Consider the following 13,562-nt stretch of genomic DNA (forward strand, 5'->3'; position numbering starts at 1 on the left):
CTTAAAGCACGAAGGCGTCGGTCCAGAGCTGGCGGGAGCGGCCGGAGAGCGCGTCCATCAGGCCGACGGCCTGGCTGTCGGTCAGACCGGCGACGAAATCGACCACGGCTCGGCCGCGGGCCTGGCCCAGGCGGTCCGGGGTGCCGTCGGGGAGTTCCGTGTCGGCCAGTTCGACCAGGTCGCGCAGGCGGCGGGGGATGCGCTCCTCCTCGTCGGGGTCGGTGAGCCAGGACAGCAGGGCCTCGACCAGGGACGCGAGCAGGCGGGCCTGGCCGCGCTGGTGCAGGGCCAGGTCGGGGCGGGCCAGCACGAAGCGGTTCTGGACGAACTTGAGGATCTGGACCTCGTGCCACTGGGCGACCGAGAGCTGGACGTGCCCGGAGCGGACGGCGGGCTGGCCGATCAGCTCGATCGACTCGACCAGGCGCCGGGTCCAGTTCGCCGAGAACGCCGCCACCTGGGCCTCCGCCTCCAGCGAGCCGTCGAACGGGCGGGCCAGCAGGCCGTCGACCAACTCGGCGCGCACCAGCTCGACGGCGGCCGCGAAGGCGTCGTCGTTGGCCATCCAGCCGTCCTTGCGGTGCAGCTGGCGGCGCAGCGACTCGATCGCGCCGCCGGCCCGGGTCGGATCCGAGTCCGGTCCCCAGCGCTGCCAGGCCATCAGTTCGGCGGCGACCGCACCCTGCTGGAGCACGCCGACCCGGTGCACATCCTCCAGGTCGTGGATGGCGTAGGCGATGTCATCGGCCGTGTCCATCACCGAGGCCTCGACGGTCTGCTGCCAGTCGGCGACCCGGCCGGCGAACGGCGCCCGGGCGGCCGCCATGTCGTCGACCTCGGTGCTGTAGGCGCCGAACTTGAGCGAGCCGGCCTCGGGGTCGTCCGGGATCGGTGCCGCGCCGCGCGGCGGCGGGTCCATGTAGCGGGCGGTGCCGTGCCTGGTCCACGGGTATTTGAGGATCGCGGCGCGGACGGCGTTGGTGAGGTTGAGGCCGATCGTGGCCTGGCCGCGGATCTCGGTGCTGGTGACGATCCGGTACGACTGGGCGTTGCCCTCGAAGCCGTCCGGGATACGCAGCCGGTTGCGGGCGAGCTGGTCGAGGACGCGTTCGCCGAGGTGGCCGAAGGGTGGGTGGCCGAGGTCGTGGGCGAGGGCGGCGGCCTCGACGACATCGGGGTCGAGGCCACCCAACTTCTCCGACAGATCAGATTTGTCGGCCTTTACCAGCCGTTCCGCGATCGCGCGGGCCACCTGAGCGACCTTCAGGCTGTGCGTCATGCGGTTGTGCACGAGGAGGCCGGCACCGCCCGGGCTGATCACCTGGGTAACGCCGGCCAGCCTCGCGAAGAAGGGGGAGCTGACGATCCGGTCCCGGTCGACCCGGAACGGGCTGGCCGCGAGATCACCCGGTGCGACCAGGCTTTCTCCGAACAAACGCTGAGCCCGAGAATCGTCCATACCCCGCAACGCTACCGGGCTTGCAGAGCGTCCAGCGCAACCGCCATGGCCGCCACGAGCCGGCGGTCCAGCTGCGGGTCGTGGATCGTGACCACGTAACGGTCGCGCAGGCCCCACTTCTTGACCACCGAGAACGCCGGCCGGTCGCCGATCAGGAACTCGAAGTGGTACGGCAGCCAGGACAGCGAGTCCACGAACCGACGCAGAATCGCAACGGTCAGGTTGCTCTCCCGGCCGATCATCTCGCCGTAACCGGGCTGCTCGAGGTGCCAGGTGGAGCGCAGCAGCGACTCCTTGAAGTTCTTCCGGAACAGGCCGATCGGCGCACCGCTCGCGTCGGTGACGTCGTAGGTGGCGCCCAGGTCGATCACCTGGCGAGCCTTGAAGCCCAGCACCGGGGTGGTCTTGGTGTCGTCGGAGTACAGGGTGACCTGCTCCTTGAACGCCATCCGCTTCTGCTGGGCGAAGGCGAGGATGCCGGCTTCCTGGCCGTCGGGGGTGACGGCGTGGATCTCATATTGGTTGACCATCAGGCGGATCCGCTGACGGACGATCAACTGCTGCTGAGTTTGAAGAGTGTCGACAGTCACGGCCGCGCAGTCTAGAACCTTTCCACCTCGGTGGCGGGGACCCCCTTCAGGCCGTCAAACTGGGGTGATGACAAAGCGGGGACGAACCGGTTCATTGATCGCTCTGGCGCTGGGCGCTGCCGCCGTGTGGGTCGCGAAGGACATCCCGCGGCAGATGGGTGCCAAGGCCAAGGGTGACCGGCTGGCCCGCATGCTGGCCTCCCCGCAGTTCTCCGAGGGCAAATTCCGCAACACCGTCCCGGCCAGTCCGCTCTCCGCCGCCAGCATGCCCCGGATGGCCGCCGCCGCGATGCGCGACCGCGAGGCCCGCCGGCCGCACCAGCCGATCCCGGTCGTCGCCCCGGTGCCCGGCCTGGACGCGGAGGGCCTGCACGTCACGTGGTTCGGCCACTCCTCGGCACTGGTCGAGATCGAGGGTCGCCGGGTGCTGCTCGACCCGGTCTGGAGCGAGCGCTGCTCGCCGTCCCGGCTGTCCGGGCCGAAGCGCCTGCACGAGCCGCCGGTGGCGCTGCGTGACCTGCCGCCGATCGACGCCGTGCTGATCTCCCACGATCACTACGACCACCTCGACATGGACACCATCCAAAACCTTGTCGACCTCCAGGCCGCGCCGTTCCTGGTGCCGCTGGGCGTGGGCGCGCACCTCGAGCGCTGGGGTGTGCCCGCCACCCGCATCATCGAGCTGGACTGGAACGAGCGGGCCAAGGTCGCCGGCCTCGAGTTCATCGCCACCGCGGCCCGGCACTTCTCCGGCCGGGGCTTCAGCCGCGACGAGACCCTCTGGACCAGCTGGGTGATCAATGGGCCGACCCGCAAGGTCTTCTACTCCGGCGACACCGGTTATTTCCCCGGCTTCGCCGAGGTCGGTGCGGAACACGGTCCGTTCGACGTCACCCTGGTGCAGATCGGGGCGTACGGCGACCAGTGGCCGGACATCCACATGATCCCCGAGGACGGCGTGGCCACCCACGTCGACGTGCGCGGCGGGCTGATGATCCCGGTGCACTGGGCCACGTTCAACCTGGCTCTGCACGACTGGCCGGAGCCGGCCGACCGCGCCTGGGCCGAGGCCAAGGCCCGCGACGTCAAGCTGGCGATTCCGCGTCCCGGCGAGCGGGTCGACGTCGACAACCCGCCGCCGGTCGACGGCTGGTGGCAGCAGATCGCCTGACATTCAGCGCGCCGCGTTGAAGGCGGCGGCGAACAGCGTGGCCAAAATGATCACCGAGGCCGAGACGAACCGGACCGTCTGGGCCATGGCGTCCCGGCGGGTGCTGCGGAGTGCCTGGCGGGCGTTGTGCACGTCGCGCCAGGCGGAGTGCGTGCGACCGAGGCGATAACCGACGACGATGACGGCGGCCGCGATCAACACGGCGGCGACGCTGACTGCGATCATGTCGAACCCCCTGGAGTTGCGGAGCGGAAGGCCAGTCTGCGGTCTGGCCGGCGCCCCAATCCAGGGGATTGACAGGCAAATAAACCCATAAAAACCCCATTGCGTTTTGTCGCAAATTTGTCTTTTGTCGCGACTATCTTCGGTCGGCGGGGAACTTCGGCGGTCACCGAACGGTCCCAGCCCTAGCGTCCTTGGTCATGCCGACCATCCGCGACCGGGCCGCCCTGGCCGTTCTGACCGACCCCACCTTCGTCGTCCCACCGGTCCCGCCCGGCACCAGCGGCATCGCCTGGCTGCGCGCGTCGGTCGGCCGCTTCAGCACCGGCCCCTCGCACGACCGCCGCCGGGCACTGTCGGTCGAGATCATCTCCCGGATCCCGCCCGCTTCCCTGCGGCGAGCCGGCGACGAACACCCGGTGGCGACGCTGGCCCGCGCGATGGGTATCACCGAGCCGGTGACCGACCTGGTGCGGCAGATCGCCCAGGCCTACCGCCCCGGCACCGCCGCGAAGGACCGGCAACCGGGCATCCGGGTCGCCGGCGCCGAGCCTGCCGCTGATGGCGATGCGGTCGTCGGCGTCGAGCCTGCCGCTGGCGTCGATGCGGTCGTCGGTGTCGAGCCTGCCGCTGGCGTCGATGCGGTCGTCGGTGGCGATGCGGTCGTCGGTGGCGAGCCTCCCGTCGGGGGCGACGAGGCGCGTGCTGACGAGGTCCTCGCCGACGCGACCGTCGAGAGGCTGATCGAGGTTCTGGCCGGCGCCCACGACGAGCGGACCGCGGCCCGGATCGGCGTCCTGGTCCAGGCCTGCGACCCCACCGCCGCGCTGATCGACCGGCTGCGCGACCGCTCGCCGGCCACGGTCTTCCGCGAAGATCCGCCGGTGCCGGCCACGAAGCGCCGGGCCACCGCCGCAACCGTCCTGCCCGGCGGCCTCGCGGTGGAGGCCGGCGAGGAGGTGGTGGTCGCCCTCGACGGCGAGCTCGCTTTCGGGGCCGGCCCACGCCGCTGCCCCGGCCGCGCCCACGCGCTCGCCCTGGCCGGCATAGCCCTCACCGAGCCGGCCGACCACTCGTAAGCGCCCGGCCGTGCTGGACGCTGGGATCGAACTGGGCGACCGGCCGTGCTGGGGGAGACCATCCACGTTTGGTGGCTGGCCAAAGTTGGGGCCCTGACCAGCGGTAGGCGGAGGCGCCGGGGTCAGGCGGCCTCGGCGGACTCGCGGGGGACACAGATCTTGACCGCGCCGGGGGCGACCCTGGCGGAGAAGCTCTTGGTCTTGGTGCGGGCGCCGCCGTCGAGTTCGTACTCCATCTTGCTCTCGAGTTTCACGTCGATGCGGCGGGCCCGGGTGGTGCGCACGAACGGTGACCGGTCGGAGCGGCCCACCGCCATCGTGCCCAGCGCTCGCGCCCACTGCAGAGCACCCTGGGCGGTGGCCACGCCGACGTCGAGCCAGCCGTCGTCCGGCTTGGCGTCGTCGAACGCGTTGATGCCGCCGGTGATCATGCCGACATTGCCGATGAGAACGCAGCTGGCCTCGTCGTCGAACCATTTCACGCCGTCGACGAGGATGCGCGCGGTGGCGGCCTCGCCGTTGACGTGCCGCAGGCCGGTCCACACGTAGGCGAGCTTGCCGAGACGGTCCTTCATCTTCCGGTCCGCGTCGTGGATCATCGCGCCGTCGAAGCCGATGCCGGCCATCACGCCGAAGTACTCGCCCTCGATCTTGCCCAGGTCGATCCGGCGCCGGCGGCCGTGCAGCGCGATGTCGACCGCCTTCTCCAGGTCGGCCGGGATGCCCAGGTTGGTGGCGAGCAGGTTCCCGGTGCCGGCCGGGATGATCGCCACCGGGATCTTCGAGCCGCCCTTCTCCTGGGCCAGCACGTCGAGTGACCGCTGCACGATGCCGTCCCCGCCCCAGACGACGAGCAGGTCTACTCCGGCCGCGACGGCCTTGCGGACCTGCTTGGGCGCCTTGCGGCTCTTCGGGACCTCGGCCCAGATCAACTTGTCGACGCCGCCGTCGGTGATCCGGCGTCGCAGCTCGTCCAGCCCACCGTCGAGCTTCTTGCGCTGGTGGGCGACCACGGCGATCGTTCGGGGGGTACGCATGACCTTGCGCTACCCGATTTCCCCGCCCGGTAATCAGCGGCCGTCGATCATCGGAGCGGCCCGGTGGTGGTCAGTTCACCCGCTCGCGCATGCGCTGCTCGGCGGCGGCGCTGCGGATCACCATGAGGCGCAGTTCGAGCTCGTCGGAGACCATCGACGCCAGGTGTTCCAGGGCGCGTAGCTGGCGGGTCGTCGCCTCGCGGGGCCGGCTGTCGATGACGTTGACGGTGCCCAGGCGGTAGCCGTCGTGGGTGCGGATCGGCGCCGCCGCGTAGAAGCGCAGGCCCAGGTCGCCGCGGACCAGCGGGTGCTCGAGCGTGCGCGGGTCGACGGCCGCGTCGTTGATCACGTAGACGTCGTCCTGCGCGATCACCGAGGCGCACAGGCCGGGCTCCCGGCCCACCTCGCGCAACCCGCCCACCCCCTGGCAGGCGGCCAGCCACACCCGGTCCTGCTCGACCAGCGACACCGTCGCGATCGGAGTGTCGAAGATGGCCGCCGCCACGAACGCGATCCGGTCGTACGCGTCCTCCACCGGCTGATCGACCAGCCGGTAGCGCCGGACCGCCTCGAGCCGCGCCCGCTCCTCCGGCCCGACGTTGTCCAGGTATTCGTATGCGTTGGTCGACTCCGTCATGACAGGCCTCTCGGACGTGATCGCGGTCACAACGAGCCTATGGCGACCTCGATGCATCGGGAACGCTCCTGGTGCTGAATCGGCCCCCGACCGGCCGCTCCACACCCGAAAATCGCACCCGGGGTGCGTCGGCGCGGCCCTCTGCGACCCGCGATGATGTCGTTGATCGACGAGTCGAGCGGAGGCGACGGGGCGGATGACGGTGTGGATCGCGCTGCTGCGGGCGGTCAATCTCGGCCGGCGTAACAAGGTGCCGATGGCCGCCCTGGTCGAGCGGCTCGCCGAGGCCGGTCTGCCCGGCGCCCGCACCCACCTGCAGAGCGGCAACGTCCTCCTGCGCACCGACCAGGAGATCGGCCCGATCATCCAGACGGTGCTGCGCACCGACTTCGGCCTGAGCGAGCCGGTCATGATTCGCAGTCACGCCCGCCTGCGCGAGATCCTCGCCGCCAACCCCTTTCCCGAGGCGGCCGCCGAGCGCCCCACCCTCGTACGCGTCATCTTCCTGGCCGAACGCCCGGCCGCCGAGCGGGTCGAACGGCTGGAGGAGCACGACGACATCCGGGTGCGGGACCGTGAGGTCTACCTCGATTACCGCACCGGGGTGCACGGCAACCCGGTGAACTCGGCGATGGTCGCCCGCCGTCTCGCCGTGCACGGCACCGAACGCAACTGGGCGACCCTCACCAAACTCGCCGAGCTGGCCGAGGCGATGTAGTCGGGCCGGCCGCCCGCCACCGGAGTCTGTGGGGTCAGTGGTGGCCTTCGCCGGTTTCCTCGGCCCACACGCGCCAGTTGTCGATCTCGCCGTAGAGCGGCGGGGTCAGCCAGCCCGGTGCGGAACGCCGGAAGACCCCGGGGTCCATCCGGCCCGCTCCGTCGGGCAGGGCGCCGATCAGGTGCGGGACCATCTCGCTGAGGTTGGCCCAGTGGAGCAGCTCGGGTTCGGCCGGCCAGGCGCCGATCACCACGCCGGCCGGGACGCCGCGCCGGTTCAGCGCCTCCAGGGTGAGCGCGGTGTGGTTGAGCGTGCCCAGACCGGCTCGGGCCACCACGATGGTCTTCACACCGAGGGTGGTGGCCAGGTCGGCCAGGGTCCACGACGCGCCCGAGGGGCGCACGCCCATCGGCACCAGCAGGCCGCCGGCCCCCTCGACCAGCACCAGGTCGTGTTTCTCCGCCTCGGCGCGAATGGCGTCGACGACCGCGTAGAGCTCCAACGGCGGCATCGACGCGACCGTGGCGGCGGCCAGCGGTGCCATCGGCTCGGGGTACTCGGCGAGCACGCGCGTGGTCTCCGGCGCGGCCAGCCGGTTGACGACCTCGAGGTCGGTGGGTGCGCCGGTGGCGATGCCGGTCTGGCCGGGCTTGATGACGGCGACCCGCAGGCCGGACGCCTGGGCGGCGGCGGCCACGGCGGCCGTGACGATCGTCTTGCCGACGTCGGTGTCGGTGCCGGTGACCAGCACGATCCCGCGCCATTCACCGGTGTCGGCGCGGCGCGGCGCGGCCTGCGTCTCGGGCGCCTGCGCCGCCAGTTCGGCGGCGATCTCCGCACCGATCGCCTCGCCGCTGGGCAGATCTTCGGCGTCGAGGTTCGGCCCGGCGGGCGCCGGCGAGACGGGCACGCCGAGCGGTCCGGTTCCAGGCCCATCCGGTACGCCGGGGGGCGCGCTTCCAGGGTCGTCGGGCGCGGTCGACGGCGCGGGTTCGACCGGCGGAGCGGTCCCACCGAGCGAGCCCGCCGCCGACTGCTCGAGACTCCGGTCGGCAAGCGCGCTGTGCCAGCCGTCGGCGAGAGCGCTGAGCGAGGTGTCGCCGTGCACGCCCGCGGAAGCATCCGTGGCCGCACCGAGCGCCCCACCGTCAGGCGTGCCCGCGGCGGGTCCGCGCGGGCCGTCGGTGTACGTGCCGAGGTCGCCGTCGGCAAGCGCGCCGATCGGGCCGCCGGTCGGCGCCCCGAGGCCGTCGCCGAATCCACTGTGCGTGGCCGGCGTGCTGGACCCGGCGTCGGTGGGTGCGCCGTCGGCATGCGTGTCGAGGTCGCCGCCGTCAGCGCCGTGCGGGTCGCCGGCGGGCGGCACGGGTGCGCCGAGCGGGCCGTCGGTAAGCGTGTCGAGGTCGCTGCCGTTGGCCGTGCCGCGCTGCTCGTCATCGGGCGAGATGGGGGCGCCCAGCGGGCCGTCGAGGAAGGCGTCCGGGTCGGATCGGGCGGCGGGAACGGCTCGGGTCGGGCCGCCGGTGGTGCTCGGCGTGAGCGTGGTGGCGGTGGCCGTGAAGTCGAGGGTGGCGGTGGGGAACGGGAACGGCGGGAGGGTGAAGCCGGCCGGGCCCGGGGTGAAGACGGCGTTGGCCTGGGGGAGGCGGGTGGTCACCGCGGTCACGTCGGGGGAGTTGGGGGCGGTCACGGTGCGCACTCCACGATCACGTCCAGGGCATGGGCGAAAGCCTCGTCGGGGACGCCGGCGTTCAGGGTCAGGCGCAGGCGTGAGGTGCCGTCGGGGGTGGACGGCGGGCGGAAGCAGCCGACCGCCACGCCGCGGTCGCGGCAGTCGGCGGCCCAGGCGACCGCCGCCTCGGGGCCGGGGGCCAGCACCGACAGCACGGCTCCGGCCGGGTGGCCGACCGGGAAGCCGGCCTCGGTGAGGCGGGCCACCACCTGGGCGGCCCGGGTGGTGAGCACGGCGCGGCGGTCGTCGGCGTCGCGGGCGAGCCGCAGTGCCTCGTGGACGCCGGCGACCACGGCCGGCGGCAGGGCGGTGTCGTAGATGAAGGTGCGGCCGGTGTCGATCAGGTGCCGGATGAACGGCTCGGGGGCCGCGACCACGCCGCCGGCGCCGCCCAGTGACTTCGAGAGGGTGGCGGTGACGATCACGTCGGGCCGGCCGGCCAGGCCGGCGGCGGCCACGCCACCGGCGCCGGACGGGCCGAGCACACCGACCGCATGGGCGTCGTCGACCAGCAGAAGGGCGCCCCGGGACGAGGCGACCTCATGCAGCGCGGCCAGCGGGGCCAGGTCGCCGTCGACCGAGAAGACCGACTCGGTCACCACCACGGCGGGCTGGCCGGGGTGGGCGTCGAGGATCGCGGCCACCGCGGTGGGGTCGTTGTGCGGGGCCACCACCGTGCGCCGGCCGGAGATCTTGCAGCCGTCGATGAGCGAGGCGTGGTTGTAGGCGTCCGAGACGATCAGGTCGCAGACGGCCGTCGCGCCGCGGACCGCGGCCAGGTTGGCCAGGTAACCCGAGGAGAACACGAGAGCCGCCGGAAAACCCAGAAGCGACGCCAGTGAAGACTCCAACGCCTCATGTAAGGCGGTCGATCCGCGGACCAGGCGGGAACCGGTCGCTCCCAACCCGTACGCCGCAAGGGCTGAAGCGGATGCCGCGACCACCTCGGGGTGGGCGGACAGGCCGAGGTAGTCGTTGCCGGCCAGATCGACGACGAAGTCGTCGGCCGGACGCGGGCGCAACTGACGGGTGAGCCCGGCCTTGGCCCTGCTTCTCGAGAGGCGCTCCAGCGCTTCCAACCAGCCCGTCAAGGCACCCCCAACGATCACGAGAAGGGCAAACTATCACCCGCCACCGACAGTCCTACCGGCTGCGAGGGTCTGTAGGGTACGGACATGCCAGAGATCCTCGATCGGGCCCGGGCCCAGGTGCTGTCGACCGGAAGGGGCCTCGACGAGGCGGCGATCCTCGAGGTCCTGAAAACACCCGACGAAGACCTGCCCGAGCTGCTGCAACTCGCCCACGACGTGCGGATGAAGTGGTGCGGGCCGGAAGTCGAGGTCGAGGGCATCGTCTCGCTGAAGACCGGCGGCTGCCCGGAGGACTGTCACTTCTGCTCGCAGTCGGGGCTGTTCGCCTCGCCGGTGCGTTCGGTGTGGCTGGACATTCCGTCGCTGGTCGAGGCGGCCCGGCAGACCGCGGCGACCGGGGCCACCGAGTTCTGCATCGTGGCCGCGGTGCGCGGGCCGGACAAGCGGCTGATGGACCAGATGCGTGAGGGCGTCAAGGCCATCAAGGCCGCTGTCGACATCCAGGTCGCGGCCAGCCTCGGCATGCTCACCCAGGAGCAGGTCGACGAGCTGGTCGAGATGGGCGTGCACCGCTACAACCACAACCTCGAGACCTGCCGGTCCTTCTTCCCCAACGTGGTCACCACGCACTCCTGGGAGGAGCGCTGGGGCACCCTGAAGATGGTGCGCGACTCCGGCATGGAGGTCTGCTGCGGCGGCATCCTCGGCCTCGGCGAGACGATCGAGCAGCGTGCCGAGTTCGCGGCCCAGCTGGCCGAGCTCGACCCGCACGAGGTCCCGATGAACTTCCTCAACCCGCGCCCGGGCACGCCGCTCGGTGACCAGCCGGTGGTGGAGGGGAAGGACGCGCTGCGCGCCATCGCCGCCTTCCGGCTGGCGATGCCTAAAACCATCTTGCGGTACGCCGGTGGGCGCGAGATCACCTTGGGCGATCTGGGTACGCGGGACGGCCTGCTCGGTGGCATCAACGCGGTGATCGTCGGCAACTACCTGACGACGCTGGGCCGCCCCGCGACCGACGACCTCGCCCTGCTCGAAGACCTGAAGATGCCGGTCAAGGCGCTGTCGGCGACGTTGTAACGATGTTCTGCGACCGCTGCGGCGAGGACGCCGCCCAGGGTGACCACGCGGCCTGCGCGGCGGCGCGGGAGCTGGAGCCCCCGCGCTTCTGCCCGCAGTGCCGGCGCCGGATGAAGGTGCAGGTCGTGCCGACCGGCTGGACCGCCAGCTGCGTCGAGCACGGCACCCGCACCTCCTGACGTTTTAGGAGAGTGCCGGTGTCTCGTCGCCGACCGACTCGCGGCCGGGGACGGCCAGGGTCACGCTGATCATCGAGCCGTCCCGGTCGGCCGGGCCGGCGCCCAGGCGCTTCAGGGTGCGCAGCATCGCCACATTGTCGGCGCCGGTGTGTGCCACCAGGGCCGCGAAGCGGCCCCGCTCGGCGTACGCACGGAGGCGCCGGAGCAACGCCGTGCCGATGCCGCGCCGCTGCCAGCAGTCCTCCACCAGGATCGCGATCTCGCCGAGGTCGCCCTCGGCGAGCAGGCTGGCCATCGCCACCACCCGGTCGCCGGAGACGGCCACCAGGGTGCGGCCGCCGGCCGGTTCGAGCAGGCGGGACAGCCGGGCCTCGGACGGTGCGCCACCGCCCAGGTAGCGGCCGGCCAGGGTGGCCGCCGAGGAGCGCGCGTGCAACTCGCGGACGGCCTCGGCGTCTTCCGCGGCCGCGGGCCGCACGGTCAGCTCGGCACCGTCCGGCAGCAGCAGCGTGGTCTGTTCCTGGTGGCGGCGCAGCAGCGTGCCGGACAGCTCGACCAGCGCTTGCGCCCGCGCGAACTCGGCGGGCGTGAACGCCGGCCGGCTGCGCAGCACCTCGTAGGAGCCGCCGGCCGGGTCGGCCAGGGTCATCCGCGCGTCGTCGTAGCCGGGCCGGCCGGTGAGCGGCTCGGGCCGCCACCGCACCTCGGCCGCGTCGAGCAGGGCGACCAGTGCCTCACCCAGAGCGTCCTGGTCGTGCACCAGCCGGCCGGCCAGGACGAGCGCCCGGGTGGGCTGGTCGGCCAGGCCCTCGGCCTCGGCCCGGGCCACGAACGCGTCCCGGCCGCGGCCCCGGGCGATCGCCCCGAGCAGGTCGGCCTCGGTCAGTGCGTCGGGCGCGTCGACGAGGAAGTCGTCGACCGCGCCCGCCTCGGTGGTGTGCACCTGGACGGCAAGAATGTTGACCGACCGCAGAGCGAGGCTCGCGGTCAGAACGGACAGGTAACCAGGCCGGTCGTCGACCGTTGCCCGGATCCGCCACAGCGCCATGCGCGGCACTCCTTTCGGCGTCTTATCCCGCTCCCAATTCTGCCGCCCAGGTGTTGCACGGACATTGCTTGAGCTGGTATTTCGCCGAGAGTCCGATCACATGACGGCGGGCACACCGGCGGTGTCCAGCCGGTCGCCGAGGATCACCGCCGCGGCCCGGACGAGCTGCGCCACCCGGTCGACCTCGGTGATGTGGAAGCCGGCCGCCGGCAGGTCTTCGTCGTCCGAGCGGGCCACCACGAGCACGAGCCCGGCCCGGCCGAACGGGGCGACCGCGTAGCGGGTGCCCTCGGGGCCGGTGATCGGGCGGGCCCGCAGCGGGGTGATCTCGGGGAGTTGCAGCGGGGCGGGCGCACGCCAACTCGCGTAGACGACCGTGGCGTCGTCGCTGAGGCCCAGCATCGGCTCGGTCGGCAGTGGGCGGGGCGCGCCGGACCGGGCGGCCCAGTCGGCCGGCACCACGGCGGCCGCGGCCCAGTCGGCGGCCAGCAGGCCGGGCATCGCGTCGACCAGGGTGGCGAGGCCGTCGGCCGGGTTGGCCGCGACCTGGGCCAGCAACTCGGCGTCGTGGCCCCCGTTGACCGGCGCCCCGATCGCCTTCCAGACGCCGTCGACCTGGACGCCGGGGATGGCGGCGAGGCCGGCGAGAAGCCGTTCCACGCGGGATGCGCCCGGCCAGACGACGGTGAAGTCGTCGACGGCCCGGCCGCCGAGGCGTTCCAGGACGATGACCTGGACGATGTCGGCTCCGGCAACGCCGAGCGTGCGGGCCACCTGGCCGAGGGCACCGGGACGGTCCGGCAGGGTGACTCGAACCCGCAGCAACATCTAGCTCCTCCCGTCGGGTTGACGGCTCGGTGACGCCGTCTCCGTGGTGTCCAGGTTGCCAAATTGCCGTTTCGCCCCGGTTGCCGCGCCGTGTCTCCGGAGTCAAGACACAGCTATATGCCCCGCGTCACACCAGCCTAGGAGTGGTCGGGCCGGTCCGCGACGGTGTGCACAGAAGGTGCGAATCGCGGTCTGGAGATCTTCCGGGTCGGGGTCCGCCAATCCAGAAGGAACGGGACCCCGGCCCAGGCTTCTGCGAAACGGAGGGCGGGACGCTTTCGCGCTGAAGATCAAACCTTTGCCGTACGCGCCGAAGCACTCCCGTGGCACGCGGTCCCGGCAGGTGCAACTCACCCTCCGCGCGCCCGCTGCGGGCGGGCCCGCCCCAAGCTCGCCACCCCGACCCGCCGGCACGAACGATCCCTGGCGACAGCCATCGACCTCCCGCATGATGGTCGCCGCGCTCGGATACCGGGTCGTAGTCCCGCATCTCGGGCATGGTCCCGCCTGATGGGCAGCGCTTCCAAACTCCACAAGATCTGCGATGCCGGCGCCAAGACGTGGCATCGGCCCGTCACGACGGTTCGAATACGTATAAAACGCCCTCCGAGCGGAGCAGAGCGGCGTGTATGGGTGAGCAGCGCGAGGCGTTGCCGCGCCGGGGCTGCGTGCGTGGGTCGTTGCGCGAGAG

General features: G+C 72.0%; 13 protein-coding genes and 1 pseudogene. 5 read left to right on the forward strand and 9 right to left on the reverse strand.

Annotation, left to right across the window (positions count from 1 at the left end):
* Position 1 precedes the first annotated feature (1 nt).
* Both Ato02nite_RS11415 and Ato02nite_RS11420 read right to left on the reverse strand, forming a co-directional pair.
* The gene (locus tag Ato02nite_RS11415) at positions 2-1,459 is read right to left on the reverse strand and encodes a deoxyguanosinetriphosphate triphosphohydrolase family protein (RefSeq protein ID WP_213006427.1); all 1,458 of its coding nucleotides are present in this window, start codon (positions 1,457-1,459) and stop codon (positions 2-4) included.
* 11 nt (positions 1,460-1,470) lie between these two features.
* Complete coding sequence (locus tag Ato02nite_RS11420; protein WP_213006428.1) at positions 1,471-2,049, reverse strand: LURP-one-related family protein; 579 nt, start codon at positions 2,047-2,049, stop codon at positions 1,471-1,473.
* 67 nt (positions 2,050-2,116) lie between these two features.
* Between Ato02nite_RS11420 and Ato02nite_RS11425 the strand changes: the two genes are divergently transcribed.
* Entirely contained in the window at positions 2,117-3,220 is a 1,104-nt protein-coding gene (locus Ato02nite_RS11425; protein WP_213006429.1) for an MBL fold metallo-hydrolase, read from the forward strand.
* 3 nt (positions 3,221-3,223) lie between these two features.
* On the opposite strand, the gene Ato02nite_RS11430 is transcribed toward Ato02nite_RS11425, so the two are convergent.
* Positions 3,224-3,445, reverse strand: coding sequence for a hypothetical protein (locus Ato02nite_RS11430; RefSeq protein WP_213006430.1), 222 nt, complete (start codon positions 3,443-3,445; stop codon positions 3,224-3,226).
* Positions 3,446-3,642: 197 nt separating this feature from the next.
* On the opposite strand from Ato02nite_RS11430, the gene Ato02nite_RS11435 reads away from it, so the two are divergent.
* Positions 3,643-4,521 (forward strand): hypothetical protein, encoded by an 879-nt coding sequence (locus Ato02nite_RS11435; protein WP_213006431.1) that lies wholly within the window; start codon positions 3,643-3,645, stop codon positions 4,519-4,521.
* Between the two features lie 122 nt (positions 4,522-4,643).
* Here Ato02nite_RS11435 and Ato02nite_RS11440 read toward each other — a convergent pair whose 3' ends face one another.
* Both Ato02nite_RS11440 and Ato02nite_RS11445 read right to left on the reverse strand, forming a co-directional pair.
* Entirely contained in the window at positions 4,644-5,558 is a 915-nt protein-coding gene (locus tag Ato02nite_RS11440; protein ID WP_213006432.1) for a diacylglycerol/lipid kinase family protein, read from the reverse strand.
* Between the two features lie 70 nt (positions 5,559-5,628).
* Positions 5,629-6,195 (reverse strand): GAF domain-containing protein, encoded by a 567-nt coding sequence (locus tag Ato02nite_RS11445; RefSeq protein ID WP_213006433.1) that lies wholly within the window; start codon positions 6,193-6,195, stop codon positions 5,629-5,631.
* Between the two features lie 196 nt (positions 6,196-6,391).
* Between Ato02nite_RS11445 and Ato02nite_RS11450 the strand changes: the two genes are divergently transcribed.
* A complete protein-coding gene (locus Ato02nite_RS11450; protein ID WP_213006434.1) occupies positions 6,392-6,913 on the forward strand; it encodes a DUF1697 domain-containing protein in 522 nt (173 codons plus the stop codon).
* Positions 6,914-6,947: 34 nt separating this feature from the next.
* Here the strand turns inward: Ato02nite_RS11450 and bioD are convergent, their stop codons facing one another.
* Positions 6,948-7,733 (reverse strand): dethiobiotin synthase, encoded by a 786-nt coding sequence (gene bioD / locus Ato02nite_RS11455; protein ID WP_246606610.1) that lies wholly within the window; start codon positions 7,731-7,733, stop codon positions 6,948-6,950.
* Between the two features lie 866 nt (positions 7,734-8,599).
* Positions 8,600-9,736 (reverse strand): 8-amino-7-oxononanoate synthase, encoded by a 1,137-nt coding sequence (locus Ato02nite_RS11460; RefSeq protein ID WP_213006435.1) that lies wholly within the window; start codon positions 9,734-9,736, stop codon positions 8,600-8,602.
* 84 nt (positions 9,737-9,820) lie between these two features.
* Between Ato02nite_RS11460 and bioB the strand changes: the two genes are divergently transcribed.
* Positions 9,821-10,816 (forward strand): biotin synthase BioB, encoded by a 996-nt coding sequence (gene bioB / locus Ato02nite_RS11465; RefSeq protein ID WP_213006436.1) that lies wholly within the window; start codon positions 9,821-9,823, stop codon positions 10,814-10,816.
* Positions 10,765-10,995 (forward strand): annotated as a pseudogene (bsaP, locus tag Ato02nite_RS11470) (biotin synthase auxiliary protein BsaP); the annotation flags it as partial. The gene bioB and the pseudogene bsaP, both read left to right, overlap by 52 nt.
* Positions 10,996-10,999: 4 nt before the next feature.
* Here the strand turns inward: bsaP and Ato02nite_RS11475 are convergent.
* Positions 11,000-12,043, reverse strand: a complete 1,044-nt coding sequence (locus Ato02nite_RS11475; RefSeq protein ID WP_213006438.1) for a GNAT family N-acetyltransferase — start codon at positions 12,041-12,043, stop codon at positions 11,000-11,002.
* Between the two features lie 96 nt (positions 12,044-12,139).
* Positions 12,140-12,871 (reverse strand): ACT domain-containing protein, encoded by a 732-nt coding sequence (locus tag Ato02nite_RS11480; RefSeq protein ID WP_213006439.1) that lies wholly within the window; start codon positions 12,869-12,871, stop codon positions 12,140-12,142.
* Positions 12,872-13,562 lie beyond the last annotated feature (691 nt).

Origin of the sequence: Paractinoplanes toevensis (assembly GCF_018332695.1) — a bacterium.
Lineage (GTDB): Bacteria > Actinomycetota > Actinomycetes > Mycobacteriales > Micromonosporaceae > Actinoplanes > Actinoplanes toevensis.